The organism is Cupriavidus sp. GW821-FHT02F09 (assembly GCF_059421605.1).
In genome coordinates, this window is record NZ_JBWKVH010000006.1 from 229418 (window position 1) to 247354 (window position 17937).

The 17937-nt window shown below is 63.4% G+C and carries 19 protein-coding genes; 9 read left to right on the top strand and 10 right to left on the bottom strand.

Features of this window, described 5'->3' with window-relative positions; translation table 11 throughout:
* The first annotated feature begins 500 nt into the window (after nucleotides 1-500).
* Nucleotides 501-707, top strand: coding sequence for a cold-shock protein (locus tag AC07XB_RS09945; protein ID WP_150986000.1), 207 nt, complete (start codon nucleotides 501-503; stop codon nucleotides 705-707).
* On the opposite strand, the gene AC07XB_RS09950 is transcribed toward AC07XB_RS09945, so the two are convergent.
* From AC07XB_RS09950 to icd, 4 genes are all read right to left on the bottom strand, one after another.
* On the bottom strand, nucleotides 635-1555 hold the full coding sequence (locus tag AC07XB_RS09950) for a type II toxin-antitoxin system YafQ family toxin (protein ID WP_492829031.1): 921 nt from the start codon (nucleotides 1553-1555) through the stop codon (nucleotides 635-637). The two genes, AC07XB_RS09945 and AC07XB_RS09950, sit on opposite strands and share 73 nt — an antisense overlap.
* A gap of 1 nt (nucleotide 1556) precedes the next feature.
* Entirely contained in the window at nucleotides 1557-2258 is a 702-nt protein-coding gene (locus tag AC07XB_RS09955; protein WP_492829033.1) for a hypothetical protein, read from the bottom strand.
* Entirely contained in the window at nucleotides 2258-2827 is a 570-nt protein-coding gene (locus AC07XB_RS09960) for a PAAR domain-containing protein (protein WP_492829035.1), read from the bottom strand. The genes AC07XB_RS09955 and AC07XB_RS09960 overlap by 1 nt, the downstream gene beginning before the upstream one ends.
* 292 nt (nucleotides 2828-3119) lie before the next feature.
* A complete protein-coding gene (gene icd, locus AC07XB_RS09965; RefSeq protein ID WP_043349336.1) occupies nucleotides 3120-4370 on the bottom strand; it encodes an NADP-dependent isocitrate dehydrogenase in 1251 nt (416 codons plus the stop codon).
* 321 nt (nucleotides 4371-4691) lie between these two features.
* Here icd and AC07XB_RS09970 point away from each other — a divergent pair, with 321 nt between their 5' ends.
* The 3 genes from AC07XB_RS09970 (at nucleotide 4692) to AC07XB_RS09980 (ending at nucleotide 6328) form a co-directional block, all read left to right on the top strand.
* Nucleotides 4692-5366, top strand: coding sequence for a pseudouridine synthase (locus AC07XB_RS09970; RefSeq protein ID WP_492373102.1), 675 nt, complete (start codon nucleotides 4692-4694; stop codon nucleotides 5364-5366).
* Between the two features lie 103 nt (nucleotides 5367-5469).
* Complete coding sequence (locus tag AC07XB_RS09975; protein WP_416049626.1) at nucleotides 5470-5691, top strand: hypothetical protein; 222 nt, start codon at nucleotides 5470-5472, stop codon at nucleotides 5689-5691.
* A gap of 187 nt (nucleotides 5692-5878) precedes the next feature.
* On the top strand, nucleotides 5879-6328 hold the full coding sequence (locus AC07XB_RS09980; protein ID WP_492373103.1) for a DUF192 domain-containing protein: 450 nt from the start codon (nucleotides 5879-5881) through the stop codon (nucleotides 6326-6328).
* Nucleotides 6329-6386: 58 nt separating this feature from the next.
* Here AC07XB_RS09980 and AC07XB_RS09985 read toward each other — a convergent pair whose 3' ends face one another.
* Nucleotides 6387-6872 carry a YajQ family cyclic di-GMP-binding protein gene (locus AC07XB_RS09985; RefSeq protein WP_006157531.1) on the bottom strand — a complete coding sequence of 162 codons (486 nt, stop codon included), beginning with the start codon at nucleotides 6870-6872 and terminating at the stop codon, nucleotides 6387-6389.
* Between the two features lie 140 nt (nucleotides 6873-7012).
* Between AC07XB_RS09985 and murB the strand changes: the two genes are divergently transcribed.
* Nucleotides 7013-8029, top strand: a complete 1017-nt coding sequence (gene murB, locus AC07XB_RS09990; protein ID WP_492829037.1) for a UDP-N-acetylmuramate dehydrogenase — start codon at nucleotides 7013-7015, stop codon at nucleotides 8027-8029.
* 19 nt (nucleotides 8030-8048) lie between these two features.
* Here the strand turns inward: murB and ppnP are convergent, their stop codons facing one another.
* The 3 genes from ppnP to argF form a co-directional block, all read right to left on the bottom strand.
* On the bottom strand, nucleotides 8049-8360 hold the full coding sequence (gene ppnP, locus AC07XB_RS09995) for a pyrimidine/purine nucleoside phosphorylase (protein ID WP_492829039.1): 312 nt from the start codon (nucleotides 8358-8360) through the stop codon (nucleotides 8049-8051).
* Nucleotides 8361-8477: 117 nt separating this feature from the next.
* Nucleotides 8478-9707, bottom strand: a complete 1230-nt coding sequence (locus AC07XB_RS10000; RefSeq protein ID WP_035867543.1) for an argininosuccinate synthase — start codon at nucleotides 9705-9707, stop codon at nucleotides 8478-8480.
* A 189-nt stretch (nucleotides 9708-9896) separates the two neighbouring features.
* Nucleotides 9897-10820 carry an ornithine carbamoyltransferase gene (gene argF, locus AC07XB_RS10005; RefSeq protein WP_043349360.1) on the bottom strand — a complete coding sequence of 308 codons (924 nt, stop codon included), beginning with the start codon at nucleotides 10818-10820 and terminating at the stop codon, nucleotides 9897-9899.
* A gap of 396 nt (nucleotides 10821-11216) precedes the next feature.
* Here argF and AC07XB_RS10010 point away from each other — a divergent pair, with 396 nt between their 5' ends.
* Entirely contained in the window at nucleotides 11217-11516 is a 300-nt protein-coding gene (locus AC07XB_RS10010; protein WP_043349364.1) for a DUF3579 domain-containing protein, read from the top strand.
* Nucleotides 11517-11773: 257 nt separating this feature from the next.
* Here AC07XB_RS10010 and rpsT read toward each other — a convergent pair whose 3' ends face one another.
* Entirely contained in the window at nucleotides 11774-12040 is a 267-nt protein-coding gene (gene rpsT, locus AC07XB_RS10015; protein WP_006157537.1) for a 30S ribosomal protein S20, read from the bottom strand.
* A 380-nt stretch (nucleotides 12041-12420) separates the two neighbouring features.
* Between rpsT and murJ the strand changes: the two genes are divergently transcribed.
* Together murJ and AC07XB_RS10025 are read left to right on the top strand one after the other, a co-directional pair.
* On the top strand, nucleotides 12421-13974 hold the full coding sequence (gene murJ / locus AC07XB_RS10020; RefSeq protein WP_043349366.1) for a murein biosynthesis integral membrane protein MurJ: 1554 nt from the start codon (nucleotides 12421-12423) through the stop codon (nucleotides 13972-13974).
* A 236-nt stretch (nucleotides 13975-14210) separates the two neighbouring features.
* Complete coding sequence (locus AC07XB_RS10025) at nucleotides 14211-15059, top strand: SirB1 family protein (RefSeq protein ID WP_150985991.1); 849 nt, start codon at nucleotides 14211-14213, stop codon at nucleotides 15057-15059.
* Nucleotides 15060-15108: 49 nt separating this feature from the next.
* Here the strand turns inward: AC07XB_RS10025 and AC07XB_RS10030 are convergent, their stop codons facing one another.
* Entirely contained in the window at nucleotides 15109-15735 is a 627-nt protein-coding gene (locus AC07XB_RS10030) for a VTT domain-containing protein (RefSeq protein WP_241754543.1), read from the bottom strand.
* Between the two features lie 156 nt (nucleotides 15736-15891).
* On the opposite strand from AC07XB_RS10030, the gene mutL reads away from it, so the two are divergent.
* Nucleotides 15892-17922, top strand: a complete 2031-nt coding sequence (gene mutL / locus AC07XB_RS10035) for a DNA mismatch repair endonuclease MutL (RefSeq protein ID WP_492829041.1) — start codon at nucleotides 15892-15894, stop codon at nucleotides 17920-17922.
* The last annotated feature ends 15 nt before the right edge of the window (nucleotides 17923-17937 follow it).

Sequence of the window (17937 nt, forward strand, 5' to 3'; positions counted from 1 at the left end):
CCCTTACGCACAACTCTGCAATTTGGGGAAAAGACACCGGATTCAAGAGGCCGATGCAGCGGCCATCCAGATTCCGTGGACGCCGAAGGCATCCGGGTTCACTCGTGGGTCACTTGGACGGGAGGGCGCACGCCTTCGCGGTGCGCCCTTTCCCTCCAAAATACCATCTACAGCCGTTCCTTTCCCGCCACACCCTACCGGGAGTGGGGAATCTGCCAACTTGACAGTGCGCAGGTTTGACAGAAGAATCGTTCGCACATTCACGTCTGGTTACGCGAGCCAAGCAATCATCCGGACTGAGTGATCCGTGAGCAGGGAGGCCCACGAATCCAGCGGCGGCGAGTCAGCACATCAAACTGGCCGCCACGCGGTGCCCGCACAGTCGTGCCTTTGCGCCCGACCCGGTTCCATCCGGGCAGCGCGCAAGAACACTAGCCGGGCGCCCACTGGCCGCGGCGCTTTCCCCCGCTCGTATCCTGCTTTTTTTGTTGGGGGAGTTTATGGCAAGCGGTATCGTCAAATGGTTCAATGACGCCAAGGGCTTTGGGTTCATCAAGCCGGACGACGGCGAAGAAGAACTGTTTGCGCACTTTTCGGCCATCCAGATGAATGGCTTCAAGACCCTGAAAGAGGGTCAGCGCGTATCCTTCGAAATCATCCAGGGCCCCAAGGGCAAACAAGCCACCAATATCCAGGATAACGCCTGAAGATTCGGTGCGCGGCCGCACCAGCCGGTAGAGCTTGAGGCGGCCACGACAGGATGCGGGGGATCACCCCCGGAACGGGATCGGCCTGCCCCGCCCCAAAGCACGCAGGCTGGACAGCAGCACGTAACGCATCCGACAAAAAGCCCGGCCAGGTCAATGCCGGGCTTTTTGTTTGGCTCGCTGGTCGCGCCTTTTAGCCTGCCACTTCGATTCCTCATTGATTTCCGGTCGTTTTTGCAGCGCTTTGGTGGCTTTTTGCACAATTTTGGCTGTTTCCGCACATTCAAACACCCCGAAATGCACGTCATTAGGCGCAAAATATCTTGCCCTCCAGTGCCGGCACTATCCAGCCAGTAGATCAACAGGAAGTCGCCGCCAACGTGGCATTCGCGATGGTCGGCCCAGCCGCCCATGAGCGCATGGTCCGGCCACTCAGGCCCGAACGGCGCGCCGTCGGCCTGTGGAAAGATGGCTAAGCACTTACATCGAGATTGCTGATTATGGCGGCAGCGCTCGTCTGCCGTGGGGGTAGGTGACGGGCCGCCCAGGAATCCGCGAGTAGGAAGGTGCCGACGAAGAACACCACCCCTACGCAATAGGAGGCGATGATGCGCCACCGCCCAGGAGCACGTAGAACAAGCGCTAGCAACACAAGCACCAGGCCAATCAGAGCCAGGAGACAAGCCAGAGCAAGTGCGGCGCCGGCAACCGCCACCAGAGGGCCGGTCGTCACCTGGTCGATGGTTGTTATCGGCGTAGCTACTGTGTAGGCGCCAAAGGCCACGCCCAGGAGCGCTAGGCCGATACTGATGCAGTCCACGGCGCGTGCAAGCCTGCCACTGGCCCATTTCATCGGAGCCCCTCGTCAGCGACTCGCTGCGCTAGGGCGGTCCAACGCCGCGGGCTGTCTGGCATCACATGCGCATAGTAGAAATGCCCTTCCCCTTTGCCTGCAATCATTTGTTTGCCGAGCAGCGGTGCCGCCACAGCAAGCTCTGCCCATGGCATCCCGGCGTAAATCGGATCTCCATGTTCAGTCAGATTGATTACAGTGGTCTTGCGAATACCCTTGTGGCTACGCAGATCGGCGAGAAACCCTGCCTCGATAGGTGACCCCACCAATACGAGATGATCAATCACGTGCCCGGCACGAGCATATGACCATGCCGTCTGAGCCGCTAGCAGTGACCCATAGCTGTAACCTATCAGATTGAATTGGGGAGCCTCTGCCGCCATGCCGCTTGTGATTGTCCATTCCCCGTCATCGCGTGAGCGGATGGCCAGACCGGACCGAATGGCATCGAGCAACGTGCCCGCAAATGCATAGCCCGTGCCCTTGGGAAGATCGGCAGTCGCCGAGTTTGTAAGGCCTGCAAAGCAGTGGGTAACCCCGGCCTTCCGGAATGCCTCGAGTTGCGGCCGCACGTAGCCTCCATCAAGTCCGGCCCCACCCCAATACAGAGTCCCGCGAGGCCGCAGCAGATAGACCTTCACGGGCGCGCGCTTCTCAATCGGCGTCAATGGAATTTGTATCGTCTTGATTGGTTGCATCAGGCATCCTCCCCAAAAATCTCCAGCGTCATGGTCGCTGCGGTATCGCTCGAAATGCGCTCGGTCATACCGCTGTCGTCCGTTCGCGCCTCAATCGATCCGGCATCGCCTGTAAGGCGGTAGCGCCGGCGTGCCAGGGGTTGGCCGGATTTTTCGTCCAGGAGTTGCACCTGTTGGTCGTAACGGGGATTAGAGGCCAGGAAGGGTGCCGCTATGAAATCCGATGTGCCTGCGATCGCATCCTGCACGCTCGCCATTCCAGCACTCTCGGCTTCGTCGTCGCCCCAAGTCTCGCCGGCGAGAGTGGCGATAATGCTCGGATGTGTCGGGCACTTGCAGAGCACGATATCGCCATCAGCCGCCGTCTCGCCCATGAAGCTAATACGGCTCGGTCCGCCAGCCTTTGCAATGATGCCGGTGCTCTTGCAGGCTTCGCAGTAGGCTTGCCCACCGATAAGCGCTACCTGGTGGCCGGCACCGTCACCGATAGTGAAAACTGGACCGTCATACGGGAGGATGACGCCATCTGGTGAAAGCCTGTCGCCCACACACGCAACTCTGCGCATCATGGTTTGGCCTCCCAAGTTGCGGTCAACTGCCTCACGTTGTGCATGCGTTCTCCCATGGATTGATTGATAGGCGTTTCGCGCCCCTATTTATGCGCGATACAGCACTAAAATCAATCAGACATTTCTGCAAGTGCGGAGAGCATTTTCCTTATGTGTCCTATTCGGTCTTTATTATGTCGACCTGGCTGCACACTTGCCGGGTAGTACCTCTTGATACGACGGGATGAAAAAAACCCCGGCGACCGTTGAGTCGCCGGGGTTTCGGTTCAGGCTGAGATGGCCCGAAATAGGATTACATATTGTCGATCATCACCTGCCCAAAGCCCGAGCACGACACTTGCGTCGCGCCTTCGAGCAAGCGGGCGAAGTCATAGGTGACCTTCTTCGACAGGATGGACTTCTCCATCGAGGAGATGATCAGGTCGGCGGCTTCGGTCCAGCCCATGTGGCGCAGCATCATTTCCGCGGAGAGGATTTCGGAACCCGGGTTCACATAGTCCTTGCCGGCGTACTTCGGTGCGGTGCCGTGGGTGGCTTCGAACATGGCCACGGAATCCGACAGGTTGGCGCCCGGGGCAATGCCAATGCCGCCAACCTGGGCCGCCAGCGCGTCGGAGATGTAGTCGCCGTTCAGGTTCAGCGTGGCGATCACCGAATATTCGGCCGGGCGCAGCAGGATCTGCTGCAGGAAGGCGTCGGCGATGGCGTCCTTGATGACGATTTCGCGGCCGGTCTTCGGGTTCTTGAACTTGCACCACGGGCCGCCGTCGATCAGCTCGGCGCCGAATTCCTGCTGTGCCAGCTCGTAGGCCCAGTCACGGAAGCCACCTTCGGTGAACTTCATGATGTTGCCCTTGTGCACGATGGTCACCGACGGCTTGTCGTTGTCGATCGCGTACTGGATGGCCTTGCGCACCAGGCGCTTGGTGCCTTGCTTGGAGACCGGCTTGACGCCAATGCCCGAGGTATCCGGGAAACGGATCTTCTTCACGCCCATTTCGTTCTGCAGGAAGGCGATCAGTTTCTTGGCCTGGTCGCTTTCCGCTTCCCATTCGATCCCGGCGTAGATGTCTTCCGAGTTCTCGCGGAAGATCACCATGTCGATCTTTTGCGGCTCGCGCACCGGCGAGGGCACGCCCTTGAAGTACGCCACCGGGCGCAGGCAGACGTACAGGTCCAGTTGCTGGCGCAGCGCCACGTTGAGCGAGCGGATGCCGCCGCCAACCGGCGTGGTCAGCGGGCCCTTGATGGACACCACGTAGTCCTTGAGGACTTCCAGGGTTTCTTCAGGCAGCCACACGTCAGGGCCATACACCTTGGTCGACTTCTCGCCGGCGTAGATCTCCATCCAGGAGATCTTGCGCTTGCCACCGTAGGCCTTGGCCACGGCTGCATCGACCACCTTGATCATCACCGGGGTGATATCCAGGCCCGTACCGTCGCCTTCGATGAACGGAATGATCGGATTGTCCGGAACATTCAGCGAAAAATCCTGGTTGACCGTGATCTTTTCGCCGGCCGGAACCTTGATGTGTTGATACATGACGTCTCCAGTACGGAACGGGGGGTTGCAACGAGCCGCCGGATTCGTGACCAGACGGCGAGATTTGGGTGGCGCGCGGGCATTTTAACGGCGATTGGCGCGCAGGCGATGCCGTTGCGCACCACACGCGGACTGCCCGGCTATGCGTCACACGCATACAAGTCTTATATAAGACATAAGACCGTTTCGTATTATGCAGCAAAATTTCATGATCCGCCATCCTGGCCGGCCCCGCGCCGCCCGGCGTGGGCTACGGCATACTGACGCCCCATACTGACGCCATTCATGCGCCTATCCGCGCGCCAGGCCCCAATACTCTCGATGACGCTGATCGCACTGAACAAACCCTTCGGCACCATGAGCCAGTTCTCCGCGCACCCGTCGCGCCCGACTCTCGGCGACTGCGTGCAGCGGCCCGGCGTGTATCCGGCGGGAAGGCTCGATGCCGACAGCGAAGGCTTGCTGCTGCTGACCGATGACGGCATCTTGCAGGCGCGCATTGCCGATCCGCATCACAAACTGCCCAAGACATATCTGGCCCAGGTCGAAAACGTGCCCGGCGAAGCCGCCCTGGCGCACCTGCGCAATGGCGTCGACCTCGGAGACTTCCGCACGCTGCCGGCGCGAGCGCGCTGCATCGACGAGCCAGGCTTTCTGTGGCCACGCAATCCGCCGGTGCGATTTCGCGCCGCCATCCCGACCCAATGGCTCGAACTCGAGATCCGCGAGGGCAAGAACCGCCAGGTGCGCCGAATGACCGCGGCGGTGGGATTTCCGACCTTGCGCCTGGTGCGCGTGCAAATTGGCAGGCTCGACCTGCGTACGCTCGGACTCGCGCCAGGGCAATGGTGCGAGATCGACCCGAGCGCGCTCGGCCTGGAAGCCGTAGCCGCGCCACGTCCCCGCGAGATCGTGCGCGGGCGTGGATCGGGGGCGGCGACCAGCCCGGCGGAGCGGCGCCACGCACGCCCTCGCGCAAAAAGTTACAAATATTAACAAGTCGCGAGTCAACGGCTCACCGCCTCGTTTCGTTTTTGACACTGACGCGTCGCATACGAGTCAACTCTTCCGAATCGATTTACCTTCGAGGTTGTTAAGCATGAACAAACTGATCGCTGCTCTGGTTGCCGGCCTGTTCGCCACCGGCGTTTTCGCCCAAGCCGCCGCACCCGCACCGGCAGCCCCGGCTGCTGCAGCGCCTGCCGCCGAAGCACCGGCTGCAAAGCCCGCGACGAAGAGCACCAAGAAGTCCAAGAAGCACGCTCACAGCAAGACCAAGGCTGCTCCGGTTGCCAAGGCTGACGCTGCTGCAACGAAGTAAGAGTTTGCAGGCAGGCCGGGCTTAGCGCCCGGCAAGCAAGGCAGGTTGCCCGCAAGGCGCCTGCCTTTTTTCTTGCCCGCGACAATCAGGCCTGCCGCAACGAAGTGGAATATTTGTCCGTGCCGCTCGCGCGGTAGCTGCGCTATGCTGGCGGCTGTCCCGAACCCGTCATTTGCCGCTCCAACTCATGCGCCCTTTGCTCAAGAACCTGCTCGTCAGCGGCTGCGCCCTCGCCGCCATGGCCGCCGCCTGTGCCCAGTCCCCGGCCAGCTTGCCGGTCAGGCAACTCACCGCTGGCATGTACGCGATCAAGGCGGAAATCGCCGCCACGCCGGAAGCCCGCGAGCTCGGCCTGATGTACCGCAAGACCATGCCCGCCAACGAGGGCATGCTGTTTGTGTTCGAAGAGAAAGCCGGACACTGCTTCTGGATGAAGAATACCGACCTGCCCCTGTCGATCGCCTTCCTGGCCGATGACGGGTCCATCGTCAATATCGAAGACATGGCGCCCCAGACCGAGGACAACCACTGCCCGCGCGCGGCCGTGCGCTACGCGCTGGAGATGAACAAGGGCTGGTTTGCGCAGAAGGGCCTGAAGGCCGGCGCGAAGATCGGCGGCCTGCCGCAGGCGCGCTAAAGAAAAAGGAAAAAGCGGGCGCGCGGCAGCATGGCTGCCACGCCTGCCGGCGACAGGATCAGTCGCGGAAGTTGTTGAAGTCCAGCGGCGCTTCGGGGACATCCTTGCGCAGCAGCGCGATCACGCTCTGCAGATCGTCGCGCTTGGTGCCCGTGACGCGCACCGCGTCACCCTGGATGCTGGCCTGCACCTTGATCTTGCTGTCCTTGATCATCTTGACGATCTTCTTCGACAGGTCGCCGGTGACGCCCTTCTTGATGGTGATGACCTGCTTGACCTTGTCGCCGCCGATGCGCTCGGTCTTGCCGTAGTCGAGGAAGCGCACGTCGACATTGCGCTTGGCCATCTTGCTGATCAGCACGTCCTTGACCTGGCCGAGCTTGAAATCGTCATCGGCGAACGCGGTGAGCTCGTTCTCCTTGTGCTCGACCCGCGAATCCGAACCCTTGAAGTCAAAGCGGTTCGTGATTTCCTTGTTGGCCTGCTCGACCGAGTTCTTCACCTCGATCATGTTCGCTTCGCACACTACGTCAAACGACGGCATTGCATTCTCCTTGTCTTGCTGTGTGTTGCTTATTGCTTGTACCGGGCGCGCGCCGGCTGGCGGCGGCGCTTACGTATAATCCAGCCTACCCTGCAGTCCGGTGCCGTCGACCCCGGCGGGCCGCTTCACCTTTCCCTTGCATGGCAGATTTCCTCGAATTTTATCCCCTGCGCCGCCACAATACATTCGGATTCGACGTGCGCGCGCGCTTTGCGGTGCACGTGCGCAGCGAAGCCGACCTGCTGGCCGCCCTGGCCGATCCCCGCGCGCAAGACCTGCCGCTGGTGGTGCTCGGCGGCGGCAGCAATGTGGTCCTTACGCAGGACCTTGACGCGCTCGTGCTGCTGATGGAGATTCCCGGCTACGCGGTGGCCTCGGCGGATGCCGCCCAGCTTGTGACGGCAGGTGCCGGCGAGAACTGGCATGCGCTGGTCTGCCGCACGATCGCCGACGGCCTTCCGGGCCTGGAAAACCTGGCCCTGATCCCCGGCACCGCGGGCGCGGCGCCGATCCAGAACATCGGCGCCTACGGCGTGGAGCTGCGCGAGCGCTTCGACAGCCTGCGCGCGCTCGACCGCCATAGCGGCGAATTCGTCCATCTGACGCTGGAGCAGTGCCAGTTCGCCTACCGGGACAGCCTGTTCAAGCGTGAGGGTCGGGACCGCTACATCATCACCGCCGTCACCCTGCGCCTGCCGCTGCCGTGGCAGCCAGTGCTGGGCTATGCGGAACTGGCGCGCGAGCTGGCGCAAGATCCTGCGGCGCATCCCACGGCAGACCGCATCCGCGACGCGGTGATCGCGATCCGCTCGCGCAAGCTACCCGATCCGGCCCAGGTCGGCAATGCCGGCAGCTTCTTCAAGAACCCGCTGGTGAGCGCCGAGCTGCGCGACGCGCTGCTGGTGCGGTATCCCAACCTGGTCAGCCATGCCCAGCCTGACGGCAGCTACAAGCTGGCAGCCGGCTGGCTGATCGACCAGTGTGGATTCAAGGGGGTCAGCGACGGCCCGGTGGGCGTCTATGGCAAGCAGGCGCTGGTGCTGGTGCACCACGGCGGCGGCACCGGGCAGGCGCTGCTGGCGCTGGCGCACCGCATCGCCGATGCGGTACAAGCCCGCTTCGGCGTGCGAATCGAACCCGAGCCGGTGGTGCTTTAACCCGTCCGGGCTGCCGTGCTCAACCGAAGTGGCAGACGTAGTCCAGCGTTTCGGTCACTTCGATATCGAAGCTGCTGTCGCCGGGCACATTGAACTGCTGGCCAGTGCCATAGGTTTGCCACTTGTCTTCGCCAGCCAGCTTGACGCGGCACACGCCGCCATTGATTTCCATGATCTCCGGGGCGCCGGTGTTGAAGGTCAGCGCGGCGGGGAAGATCACGCCCAGCGTCTTGCGGGTGCCGTCCGGGAACAGCACGGTGTGGCTCACGCACTTGCCGTCGAAGTACAGGTTGGCTTTCTTGACGACGGATACGTTGTCGAACTGGCTCACGCTATTTCTCCTTGATGCTCTTGGTTCTGGATGACTGAATCGGGAATACCGGAGGGCAAGGCGGCGCAAAAAAGGGGCCATGACGGCCCCTCTTCTGTTGCATGCCTGCGGTCTGGCTTACTCGCCGCGCTGGCGGCGAGCGTTTTCGGCGATGCGCATGCGCAGCGCGTTCAGCTTGATGAAGCCGCCGGCGTCGGCCTGGTTGTAGGCGCCGCCGTCATCGTCGAAGGTCGCGATGGTCTTGTCGAACAGCGTGTCCTTGGAGTCGCGGGCGACCACGATCACATTGCCCTTGTACAGCTTGACGCGGACCCAGCCATTGACCTTGGCCTGGGTGTGGTCGATCAGCACTTGCAGCGCGCGGCGCTCCGGGCTCCACCAGTAGCCGTTGTAGATCAGGCTGGCGTAGCGCGGCATCAGGTCGTCCTTCAGGTGAGCCACTTCGCGGTCGAGCGTGATCGACTCGATAGCGCGGTGGGCCTTCAGGATGATGGTGCCGCCAGGGGTTTCGTAGCAGCCACGGCTCTTCATGCCGACGTAGCGGTTTTCCACCAGGTCAAGGCGGCCGATGCCGTGCTTGCCGCCCAGGCGGTTCAGCTCGGTCAGCACTTCAGCCGGGGTCATGCGCTTGCCGTTCAGGCCAACGATGTCGCCGCCCTCGAACTCGACGTCCAGGTACTCGGCCGCGTCCGGTGCGTTCTCCGGCGACACGGTCCAGCGCCACATGTCTTCCTCGGCCTCGGCCTTGGGGTCTTCCAGGTGGCGGCCTTCGAAGGAGATGTGCAGCAGGTTGGCGTCCATCGAGTACGGGGCGCCGCCCTTCTTGTGCTTCATGTCGATTTCGATGCCGGCCTTTTCAGCGTAGGCCAGCAGCTTCTCGCGCGACAACAGGTCCCATTCGCGCCATGGGGCGATGACCTTCACGCCCGGCTCGAGGCCGTAGTAGCCCAGCTCGAAGCGAACCTGGTCGTTGCCCTTGCCGGTAGCGCCGTGCGACACGGCGTCGGCGCCAGTGCTGCGCAGGATCTCGATCTGGCGCTTGGCGATCAGCGGACGCGCGATCGAGGTGCCGAGCAGGTACTCGCCTTCATAGACGGCGTTGGCGCGGAACATCGGGAAGACGAAATCGCGCACGAACTCTTCACGCAGGTCGTCGATGAAGATGTTTTCCGGCTTGATGCCGAACTTGAGCGCCTTCTGGCGTGCAGGTTCGAGTTCCTCGCCCTGGCCGATGTCGGCGGTAAAGGTGACCACCTCGCACTGATAGGTGTCTTGCAGCCACTTCAGGATCACCGAAGTGTCCAGCCCGCCGGAGTAGGCGAGCACGACTTTCTTGATATCGCTCATGTTCGACTCGATGCGAAAAGTAAGCGCGGCCGGCCACAAAGCCAGTCACGCGAGAAAAAGGGATGCGGATAAACCGCTATTTTGACACGTCCGCCCCGGCTTGGGCGGCACTTGCCGAGCCGGGCGAGCATGCGGGCGCCGGATTGGCGCGCCGCATGTGCGCCAATCGTGGCGCCGGGCCGCCAGCGGTCAGTAACGCCCGCAGAGCAGGTATTCCATCAGGGCCTTCTGCACGTGCAGGCGGTTCTCGGCCTCTTCCCAGACCACGCTCTTTGGGCCGTCGATCACGGCGGCCTCGACTTCCTCGCCGCGGTGGGCAGGCAGGCAGTGCATGAACAGGGCATCGTCACCGGCGCGATCCATCATGGCGGTAGTCACCATCCAGTTCTGGAAGGCGCGCTTGCGGGCGTCGTTCTCTGCCTCGTAGCCCATGCTGGTCCACACGTCGGTGGTGACCAGGTCGGCACCCTGGCAGGCGGTCAGCGGATCGTCGAACACCTTGACCAGATGAGCAGCCGTTGCCGGCACCATGGCCGGATCAAGCTGATAGCCGGGAGGCGCCGAGAAATGGAACGTGAAGCCGAGGCGCTCGGCCGCCTGGATCCAGGTGTAGGCCATATTGTTGGCGTCACCGATCCATGCGACGGTCTTGCCGCGGATGCTGCCACGCTGCTCGATGTACGTGAAGACATCGGCCAGCACCTGGCAAGGATGGTATTCGTTGGTCAGCCCGTTGATCACCGGCACGCGCGAATGCGCGGCGAAACGCTCGATGATTTCCTGGCCGAAGGTGCGGATCATGATGATGTCAACCATGCGCGAGATCACCTGCGCCGCATCCTCGATCGGCTCGCCGCGCCCCAGCTGGGAGTCGCGGGTGTTGAGGAAGACGGCATGGCCACCGAGCTGGTGGATGCCGGCCTCGAACGACAAGCGCGTACGAGTCGAGTTTTTCTCGAAGATCATGGACAGCGTGCGGTCGTGCAGCGGATGCCATGTCTCGTAGTTCTTGAACTTGGTCTTCAGAATCCGTGCGCGGTCCAGCAGGTACTCGTACTCGTCGGGAGTCAGGTCGCTGAACTGGAGGTAATGCTTGATCGAAGTTGGGCTCATAAAACAAAGAAGGCGGCTCGGTGGTGGCACGCCGCCATGAAGGGTTCATGACCTGGCCATGCCGCGGAGCCGCCTTTCGCGTCGCTTACGCAATTTAACTGTAAGAATCATAAGGGATTATTGTGGCTTTGGCGAGCATGCACGGCACCTCGCCCGGCACGGAGGCTTATGCGCGAGTCTTATATAAGATATAATACCGGCTGATTCACGCGGGGCCCGGCATACCCATGCCACCGCCCGCTGCCGGCATCAAAAGTGCCCCCGCCGACACCGACGCCCCCGCCGCCACGGCCGGAATGAAACGAACTAATTGTTTCCTGGCCGCGTCAAACGGGCTTCCGTTTGGTCAGTCTGGCGGGTTTACCGTCGAGTCACCCGTCTTATCCCCGCAGTCCCATGAATCCCACAGTTCGCGAATACTTCATCCAAGGCATCACCAAGGAAGGCAAGACCTTCCGCCCAAGCGACTGGGCTGAACGACTGTGTGGCGTGATGGCGCAATTCCGCCCCGAGGGCGACACCGGCGACCCCCGCATCACTTACTCACCTTACGTGCGGCCAGTGATAGCCGGCGGGCTGAAGAGCGTGGTGGTCGATGCGCGGCTGCGCGACATCGAGCCCAAGGCGCTCGACTTCGTGCTCAACTTCGCGCGCGACAACAACCTGCAGCTGGTCGAGGCCTGCTCGCTGGAGTGAGTCCACACCGAAGAAGCTGCGGCATGGCCGCAGCTAGCCGCACGCACCCTCAGGACCGGCGCCAGCCCAAAGTACAAAGCAAAAAAAAGCTCGTCAAATGACGAGCTTTTTTATCGGCTGGATACCCCGTAGGAGACCCACCCTGCCGACTGACAACCTGACCAGGACCGTGACACGCCGCCGAAACGGCGCGGTCAACGCAATGGCCGGCGAACAGCCGGAAGGTGCCTGGCTTGCGCCCGGCACCATTGCCTATATCAGGCAGCCATCGACTTGATAGCTGACGACAGGCGCGACTTGTGGCGCGCAGCCTTGTTCTTGTGCACGATCTTCTTGTCGGCAATAGCGTCGATGATCGATTGCGAGTTCTTGAAGATCTCGGCAGCAGCAGCCTTGTCGCCGGCTTCGATCGCCTTGCGAACAGCCTTCACTGCGGTACGCAGACGCGAACGCAGGCTGGAGTTGTGGGCGTTCTGGGCGACGGCCTGGCGCGCGCGCTTGCGAGCTTGTGCGGAATTTGCCATTTAAGTAGATTTCCTGAATTCAGATGCGTGCCCGACGGGAGGACGGAGCAAACCGCGGACACAATTAAGTGCACATCAAGCGACCCGGGATGCACTGGCACACGAATCCGGAACGCAACTAGCCTTGTGAATCGGCAATTATACACACAAGAAAAAGCGGCTGGCAAGCCGAGCCGCACCTCATCTCGAGCAGGGCGAAGCAAAGGCCGATATACGTGCATATCCGGGCGCCTGCGGGGCCAAACCGTATAATACGCGCCACACCGGCCCCGCCCTCGCGTGGCCTCGATGCAACTTTGGCGCGCGCCCGGCGTCTGAACCCGGTTCGCACCGGCGGTCCGACCCACGCTGCCGCCGCCACCCCTTGCCGCCGAACCATCTTGAACCTGCTCAAAGCGCTCGCCACCATCAGCAGCCTGACGATGCTGTCGCGCATCACAGGCCTCATCCGCGAGATCCTGATCGCGCGTGCCTTCGGCGCCTCGGACATGACCGACGCCTTCAACGTGGCGTTCCGCATCCCCAACCTGCTGCGCCGGATCTTCGGCGAGGGCGCGTTCTCGCAAGCCTTCGTGCCGATCCTGGGTGAATACCACAGCAAGCGTGGCGAAACCGATACCCGCGCGCTGATCGATGCCGTTGCCACGGTCATGACCTGGGTCCTGATGGGCGTCTCGCTGCTTGGCGTGATCGGCGCGCCGGTGGTCATGATGGTCGTCGCCACGGGCTTTCGCCAGCATGGCGGTGAAACCTATGACGCCGCGGTCTTCATGACACGCGTGATGTTTCCCTACATCGGCTTGATCTCACTGGTGGCGCTGGCCTCCGGCATCCTGAACACCTGGCGCCGCTTTGCCATGCCGGCCTTCACCCCGGTACTGCTCAATATCTGCCTGATCATCGCCGCGCTGTTTGTCGGCCCCCATATGGCGCAGCCGATCTACGCGCAGGCCTGGGGCGTGCTGGTGGGCGGCATCCTGCAGCTGGCGGTGCAGATTCCGGCGCTCCGGCGCCTGGGCGTGATGCCGCGCCTGCGCTTGAACCTGCGCGCGGCCTGGGCAGAGCCCGGCGTGCGCCGCGTCATGCGGCAAATGGCGCCGGCGCTGCTGGCGGTCTCGGTGGCCCAGATCAGCCTGATCATCAATACCAATATTGCCTCGCGCCTGGCCGCCGGCAGTGTGTCTTACCTGACCTATGCCGACCGCCTGATGGAATTCCCAACCGCGCTGCTGGGCGTGGCGCTGGGCACCATCTTGCTGCCGAGCCTGTCGAAAGCCAGCGCCGAGGAAAACCGGGCCGAATACTCCGGCCTGCTGGATTGGGGCCTGCGCCTGACCTTCCTGCTGGCCGTGCCATGCGCGGTGGGGCTGTTCGTGTTCGGCGCGCCGCTCACGGCGGTGCTGTTCAACTATGGCAAGTTCGACGCCCATGCGGTGGAAATGACCCGCCAGGCGCTGGTCTCCTACGGCATCGGCCTGCTGGGACTGATCCTAATCAAGATCCTGGCGCCGGGCTTCTATGCCCGCCAGGACATCCGCACACCGGTCAAGATCGCCCTGCTGGTGCTGGTGATCACGCAGTTGTCCAACTACGTGTTCGTGCCGCGCTTTGGCCATGCGGGCCTGGCGTTGTCGATCAGCTTCGGCGCCACCGTCAACGCGCTGCTGCTGTTCCTGGGCCTGCGCAAGCGCGGCTTCTACTCGCCGGCCAAGGGCTGGTGGTTGTTCCTGGCCCAGTTGCTGACCGCCGTAACGCTGCTGGCGGGCATGCTGTTGTGGTTCGCCCGCAACTTCGACTGGGTCGCCCTGGGTGCCACGCCATTGTTGCGTATCGCCCTGCTGGCCTCGTGCCTGGTACTTGCGGCAGTCGTCTACTTCGGTACACTGTGGCTCATGGGGCTGAGATACTCCGCTTTCAAGCGGAGAGCCGGCTAACAAGCCCCCGCCTGCCAAACCTGCCCTTGTCGCCAGTGCCAGACGGCACCGGGCCAGGGGTCGCGGCAGCGCGCGGTGCAGGGTCAAGGCTACTGAGGTTGTGTCAGAATGAGACGAAGCGGTTCTGCCAAGGCGCGCGACCGCGGACGGTACCAACACCCTACCGTTCGGGAACGCACGCCACGCCGCCAGCATTCATCTGGAACAGCCGCCAGGCCGCATTCAGGAACGCCGCAATGACAACCACGAAAGTCCTGGAATACTTTGCCAGTCTCGTGGCAGACGAGAACGGTATCCCGCTGACAGAGACCGTGCTCTCGATCGCCCAGGATGCCTATCCGGACCTGGACCTGCAGGCCGAGCTCGCAGCGCTCGACATGCTCGCGGTACGCCTGAAACGCCGCGTCGCCGAAGGTACGCCGGCCATCCAGCGCATGCGTCTGCTCAATCATTTCTTCTACCGCGACCTGGGCTTCGGCGCCAACGCGAACGATTACTACGACCCCGACAACTCGTACCTGAACGTCGTGCTCAAGCAGCGGCGCGGCATCCCGATTTCGCTGGCGGTACTCTATATGGAACTGGGCCAGCACATTGGGCTGCCGCTCAAGGGCGTGTCCTTCCCTAACCATTTCCTGGTGCGGATGTCGATCCCGGCCGGTGAGGTGGTGGTGGACCCGCTCACCGGCGAGACCTTGTCAAAGGAACAGTTGCAGGAGATGCTCGACCCGCACCTGGAGCGCGAGGGCATCGCGGATCCCAACGAGGTGCCGCTGGGCCTGTTCCTGCAGGTGGCCAGCCACCGCGAGATCGTGGCGCGCATGCTGCGCAATCTCAAGTCGATTTATCTGCAGGAGTCGCGCTGGCAGCGCTTGCTGGCGGTGCAGAACCGCCTGGTGATCCTGCTGCCCGGCTCGATCGAGGAGGTCCGCGACCGCGGGCTTGCGTATGCCAACCTGGAGTGCTTCCGCCCGGCGCTGGCCGACCTGGAAGCCTATGTGATGGCGCGCCCGGATGCGGCCGACACCACGCAGATCCGCGACCGCATGCCGGCGCTGCGCATGATGAGCCGCAGCGTAAGCTGAAAGTAACCTGAGACTCAGGCGGGGCAGGCCGGGGCCTGCCCCCGCTGGCTCAGGAAGGACGGCGCTTGCCGCCCCGCACGAGCTTCCACAGGCCACCCAGCACCAGCGGTACCACAGCCGCGCCGATGCCCGCCAGCACGATCAGGTTCAGGTACTGCTTGATGAACGGCAGGTTGCCGAAGAAGTAGCCGGCAAACACCAGGCCCAGCACCCAGGCCGCCGCGCCGATCACGTTGAACAGCTGGAACTTGGCGAACGTCATCTGCGACACGCCGGCCACGAACGGCGCGAAGGTACGCACGATCGGCAGGAAACGGGCCATCACCAGCATCTTGCCGCCGTGGCGCTCGTAGAAATCGTGCGTCTTGCGCAGCGCCTGCTGGTCCAGGAAGCGCCAATGGCCGTCGAACACTTTCGGCCCGACCCAGCTGCCGACAAAGTAGTTGACCGTATTGCCGCCGATCGCCGCCACCAGCAGCAGGCCGACCAGCGCCCATTCGTTCATGGCGTGCGTGGCGCAGAAGGCGCCGGCGATAAACAACAGGGAATCGCCCGGGAGAAAAGGCAGCACCACAAGCCCGGTCTCCGCGAACACGATGGCAAAGAGGATGGCGTAGACCCACGCACCGTAGTTCTGGATGACGGTGCCTAGGTATTTGTCGACGTGCAGCAGCATGTCGATGAACTGCAATGCGATATCCAATTCGATCCCCGTTCGATAATTTGCCGACATCATACAAGACCGGACAGGCGCCAAAGTCACCTTGCCCAGCCACTTTTCATCCATCGCGCGCCCATGGGCCAGGCGGCGCACCCACGTATAATTCCGCCCATGCCTGCCCAAGCCCCGCACCCAGCCCAGCCGCTCCGTCCCATCCGCCCCCTGCCCGACCAGCTGATCAGCCAGATCGCGGCCGGCGAGGTGGTGGAGCGCCCCGCCTCCGTGGTCAAGGAACTGCTGGAGAACGCGCTGGACGCCGGCGCCACCCAGCTCAACCTCCGCCTGGAGGAAGGTGGCGTGCGCCGCATCGTGATTGCCGACAACGGCTGCGGTATTCCCGCCGATGAGCTGCCGGTCGCGCTCAAGCGCCACGCCACCAGCAAGATCGCCTCGCTGGACGAGCTTGAAGCGGTACTGACGCTCGGTTTTCGCGGCGAAGCACTGGCCTCGATCGCCTCGGTGTCCGAGCTGACCCTGACCAGCCGCACCGCCAGCGATACCCACGCGATGCAGGTGATCGCCGACACCGGTGTGGTACAGCCCGCATCCGGCGGCGTGGGCACCACCGTCGACGTGCAGCACCTTTACTTCAACACGCCAGCGCGCAGAAAGTTCCTGAAATCCGAACAAACCGAGTTTGGCCACTGCCTGGAGATGGTGCGGCGCGCGGCGCTAGCGCGCCCGGACGTGGCCATCTCGGTCCATCACAATGGCAAGCCGATGGAGCACTGGAACGCCGGCGACGTCGCCACGCGCACCGCCCAGGTGCTGGGCGCCGACTTCGCCAATGCCCGGTTGCCACTGGACGAAGAGGCCGGCAGCTTGCACCTGTATGGCTTTGCCGGGCTGCCCACCGCCTCGCGCGGGCGCCCGGACCAGCAGTTCTTCTTCGTCAACGGCCGCTACGTGCGTGACAAGCTGCTTACCCACGCGGTGCGCAGTGCTTACCAGGACGTGCTGCACGGCGACCGCTTCCCCTCCTACGTGCTGTGCATGGACCTGCCGCCCGAGATGGTGGACGTGAACGTGCACCCGTCCAAGATCGAAGTGCGTTTCCGCGAATCGCGCTCGGTGCACCAGTTTGTCTACCACGCCGTGCAGCGTTGCCTGGCGCGGCAGGCCGGCGAGCAGGGTGACAGCCTGCATACGTCGGTCGACGCAGCCGATCCGGCGGCGGCCGAGCCGATTGGTGGCGCCGGCGGATTCCCGGGCGCGCGAAGCTTTGGCAGCGGCTCCAGCGGCTCCGGTGGCTTCGCCGGATCGGGCAGAAGCGGCGGCATGGGCGGCGGCGCCAGCCCGCGCCCATGGGTCGACTACACGGCCGCCGCACGGCAGACCGAGCTCGGCGTGGCCCAGCCCCGGCAGGCCTACCTCGGCATGGTGCGCGACGCAATCCAGCCGGGCGGCGGGTTTTCCCGCGGCCAGGCCACCTATGTCCCGCCGGCCGGCCCGGGCGCCACACCCCCGGCCTGGCTGGCCGATGCGCAAGCCGCGCGCGAGAACGACCCGCCCGGCCTGCTGGACCAGTTGGCCCGCCAGGAACTTCCCGAAGACGAGGCCAGCCCGCTGGGCTATGCCATCGCGCAGCTGCACGGCATCTATGTGCTGGCGCAGAACGCGCGCGGCCTGGTGCTGGTGGATATGCACGCCGCCCACGAGCGCATCCTCTACGAGCAGATCAAGACCGCGCTCGAAGCGCGCGAGCTCGCGGTGCAGTCGCTGCTGATCCCGGTCACGCTCACAGCCAGCCCCGTGGAAATCGGCACGGCCGAGGAGCATCAGGAAACCCTCACCTTGCTCGGCTTCGACATCGCGCAGGTCTCGCCCACCACGCTGGCAATCCGCGCGATTCCCGCTCTGCTCAAGCAGGCCGACACCGAAGCCCTGGCGCGCGACGTGCTGCGCGACCTGCAAGCCTTCGGCGGCTCGCGCGTGCTGGTCGAGCGCCAGAACGAACTGCTGGCCACGCTGGCTTGCCACAGCGCGGTGCGCGCCAACCGCAAGCTCACGCTGGAAGAAATGAACGCGCTGCTGCGCCAGATGGAGCAGACCGAGCGCGCCGACCAGTGCAACCACGGCCGGCCCACCTGGGTGCAGCTGACCGTGGCGGAACTCGATCGCCTGTTCCTGCGCGGGCAGTAAGCCGCATGCCCGACG

Bases quoted from the DNA above. Each gene is read 5' to 3' on its own strand.
- AC07XB_RS09945 (WP_150986000.1), top strand. From the start codon at position 501: ATGGCAAGCGGTATCGTCAAATGGTTCAATGACGCCAAGGGCTTTGGG.
- AC07XB_RS09950 (WP_492829031.1), bottom strand. From the start codon at position 1,555: ATGGGCCAGTGGCAGGCTTGCACGCGCCGTGGACTGCATCAGTATCGG.
- AC07XB_RS09955 (WP_492829033.1), bottom strand. From the start codon at position 2,258: ATGCAACCAATCAAGACGATACAAATTCCATTGACGCCGATTGAGAAG.
- AC07XB_RS09960 (WP_492829035.1), bottom strand. From the start codon at position 2,827: ATGATGCGCAGAGTTGCGTGTGTGGGCGACAGGCTTTCACCAGATGGC.
- icd (WP_043349336.1), bottom strand. From the start codon at position 4,370: ATGTATCAACACATCAAGGTTCCGGCCGGCGAAAAGATCACGGTCAAC.
- AC07XB_RS09970 (WP_492373102.1), top strand. From the start codon at position 4,692: ATGACGCTGATCGCACTGAACAAACCCTTCGGCACCATGAGCCAGTTC.
- AC07XB_RS09975 (WP_416049626.1), top strand. From the start codon at position 5,470: ATGAACAAACTGATCGCTGCTCTGGTTGCCGGCCTGTTCGCCACCGGC.
- AC07XB_RS09980 (WP_492373103.1), top strand. From the start codon at position 5,879: ATGCGCCCTTTGCTCAAGAACCTGCTCGTCAGCGGCTGCGCCCTCGCC.
- AC07XB_RS09985 (WP_006157531.1), bottom strand. From the start codon at position 6,872: ATGCCGTCGTTTGACGTAGTGTGCGAAGCGAACATGATCGAGGTGAAG.
- murB (WP_492829037.1), top strand. From the start codon at position 7,013: ATGGCAGATTTCCTCGAATTTTATCCCCTGCGCCGCCACAATACATTC.
- AC07XB_RS10000 (WP_035867543.1), bottom strand. From the start codon at position 9,707: ATGAGCGATATCAAGAAAGTCGTGCTCGCCTACTCCGGCGGGCTGGAC.
- argF (WP_043349360.1), bottom strand. From the start codon at position 10,820: ATGAGCCCAACTTCGATCAAGCATTACCTCCAGTTCAGCGACCTGACT.
- AC07XB_RS10010 (WP_043349364.1), top strand. From the start codon at position 11,217: ATGAATCCCACAGTTCGCGAATACTTCATCCAAGGCATCACCAAGGAA.
- rpsT (WP_006157537.1), bottom strand. From the start codon at position 12,040: ATGGCAAATTCCGCACAAGCTCGCAAGCGCGCGCGCCAGGCCGTCGCC.
- AC07XB_RS10025 (WP_150985991.1), top strand. From the start codon at position 14,211: ATGACAACCACGAAAGTCCTGGAATACTTTGCCAGTCTCGTGGCAGAC.
- AC07XB_RS10030 (WP_241754543.1), bottom strand. From the start codon at position 15,735: ATGCTGCTGCACGTCGACAAATACCTAGGCACCGTCATCCAGAACTAC.
- mutL (WP_492829041.1), top strand. From the start codon at position 15,892: ATGCCTGCCCAAGCCCCGCACCCAGCCCAGCCGCTCCGTCCCATCCGC.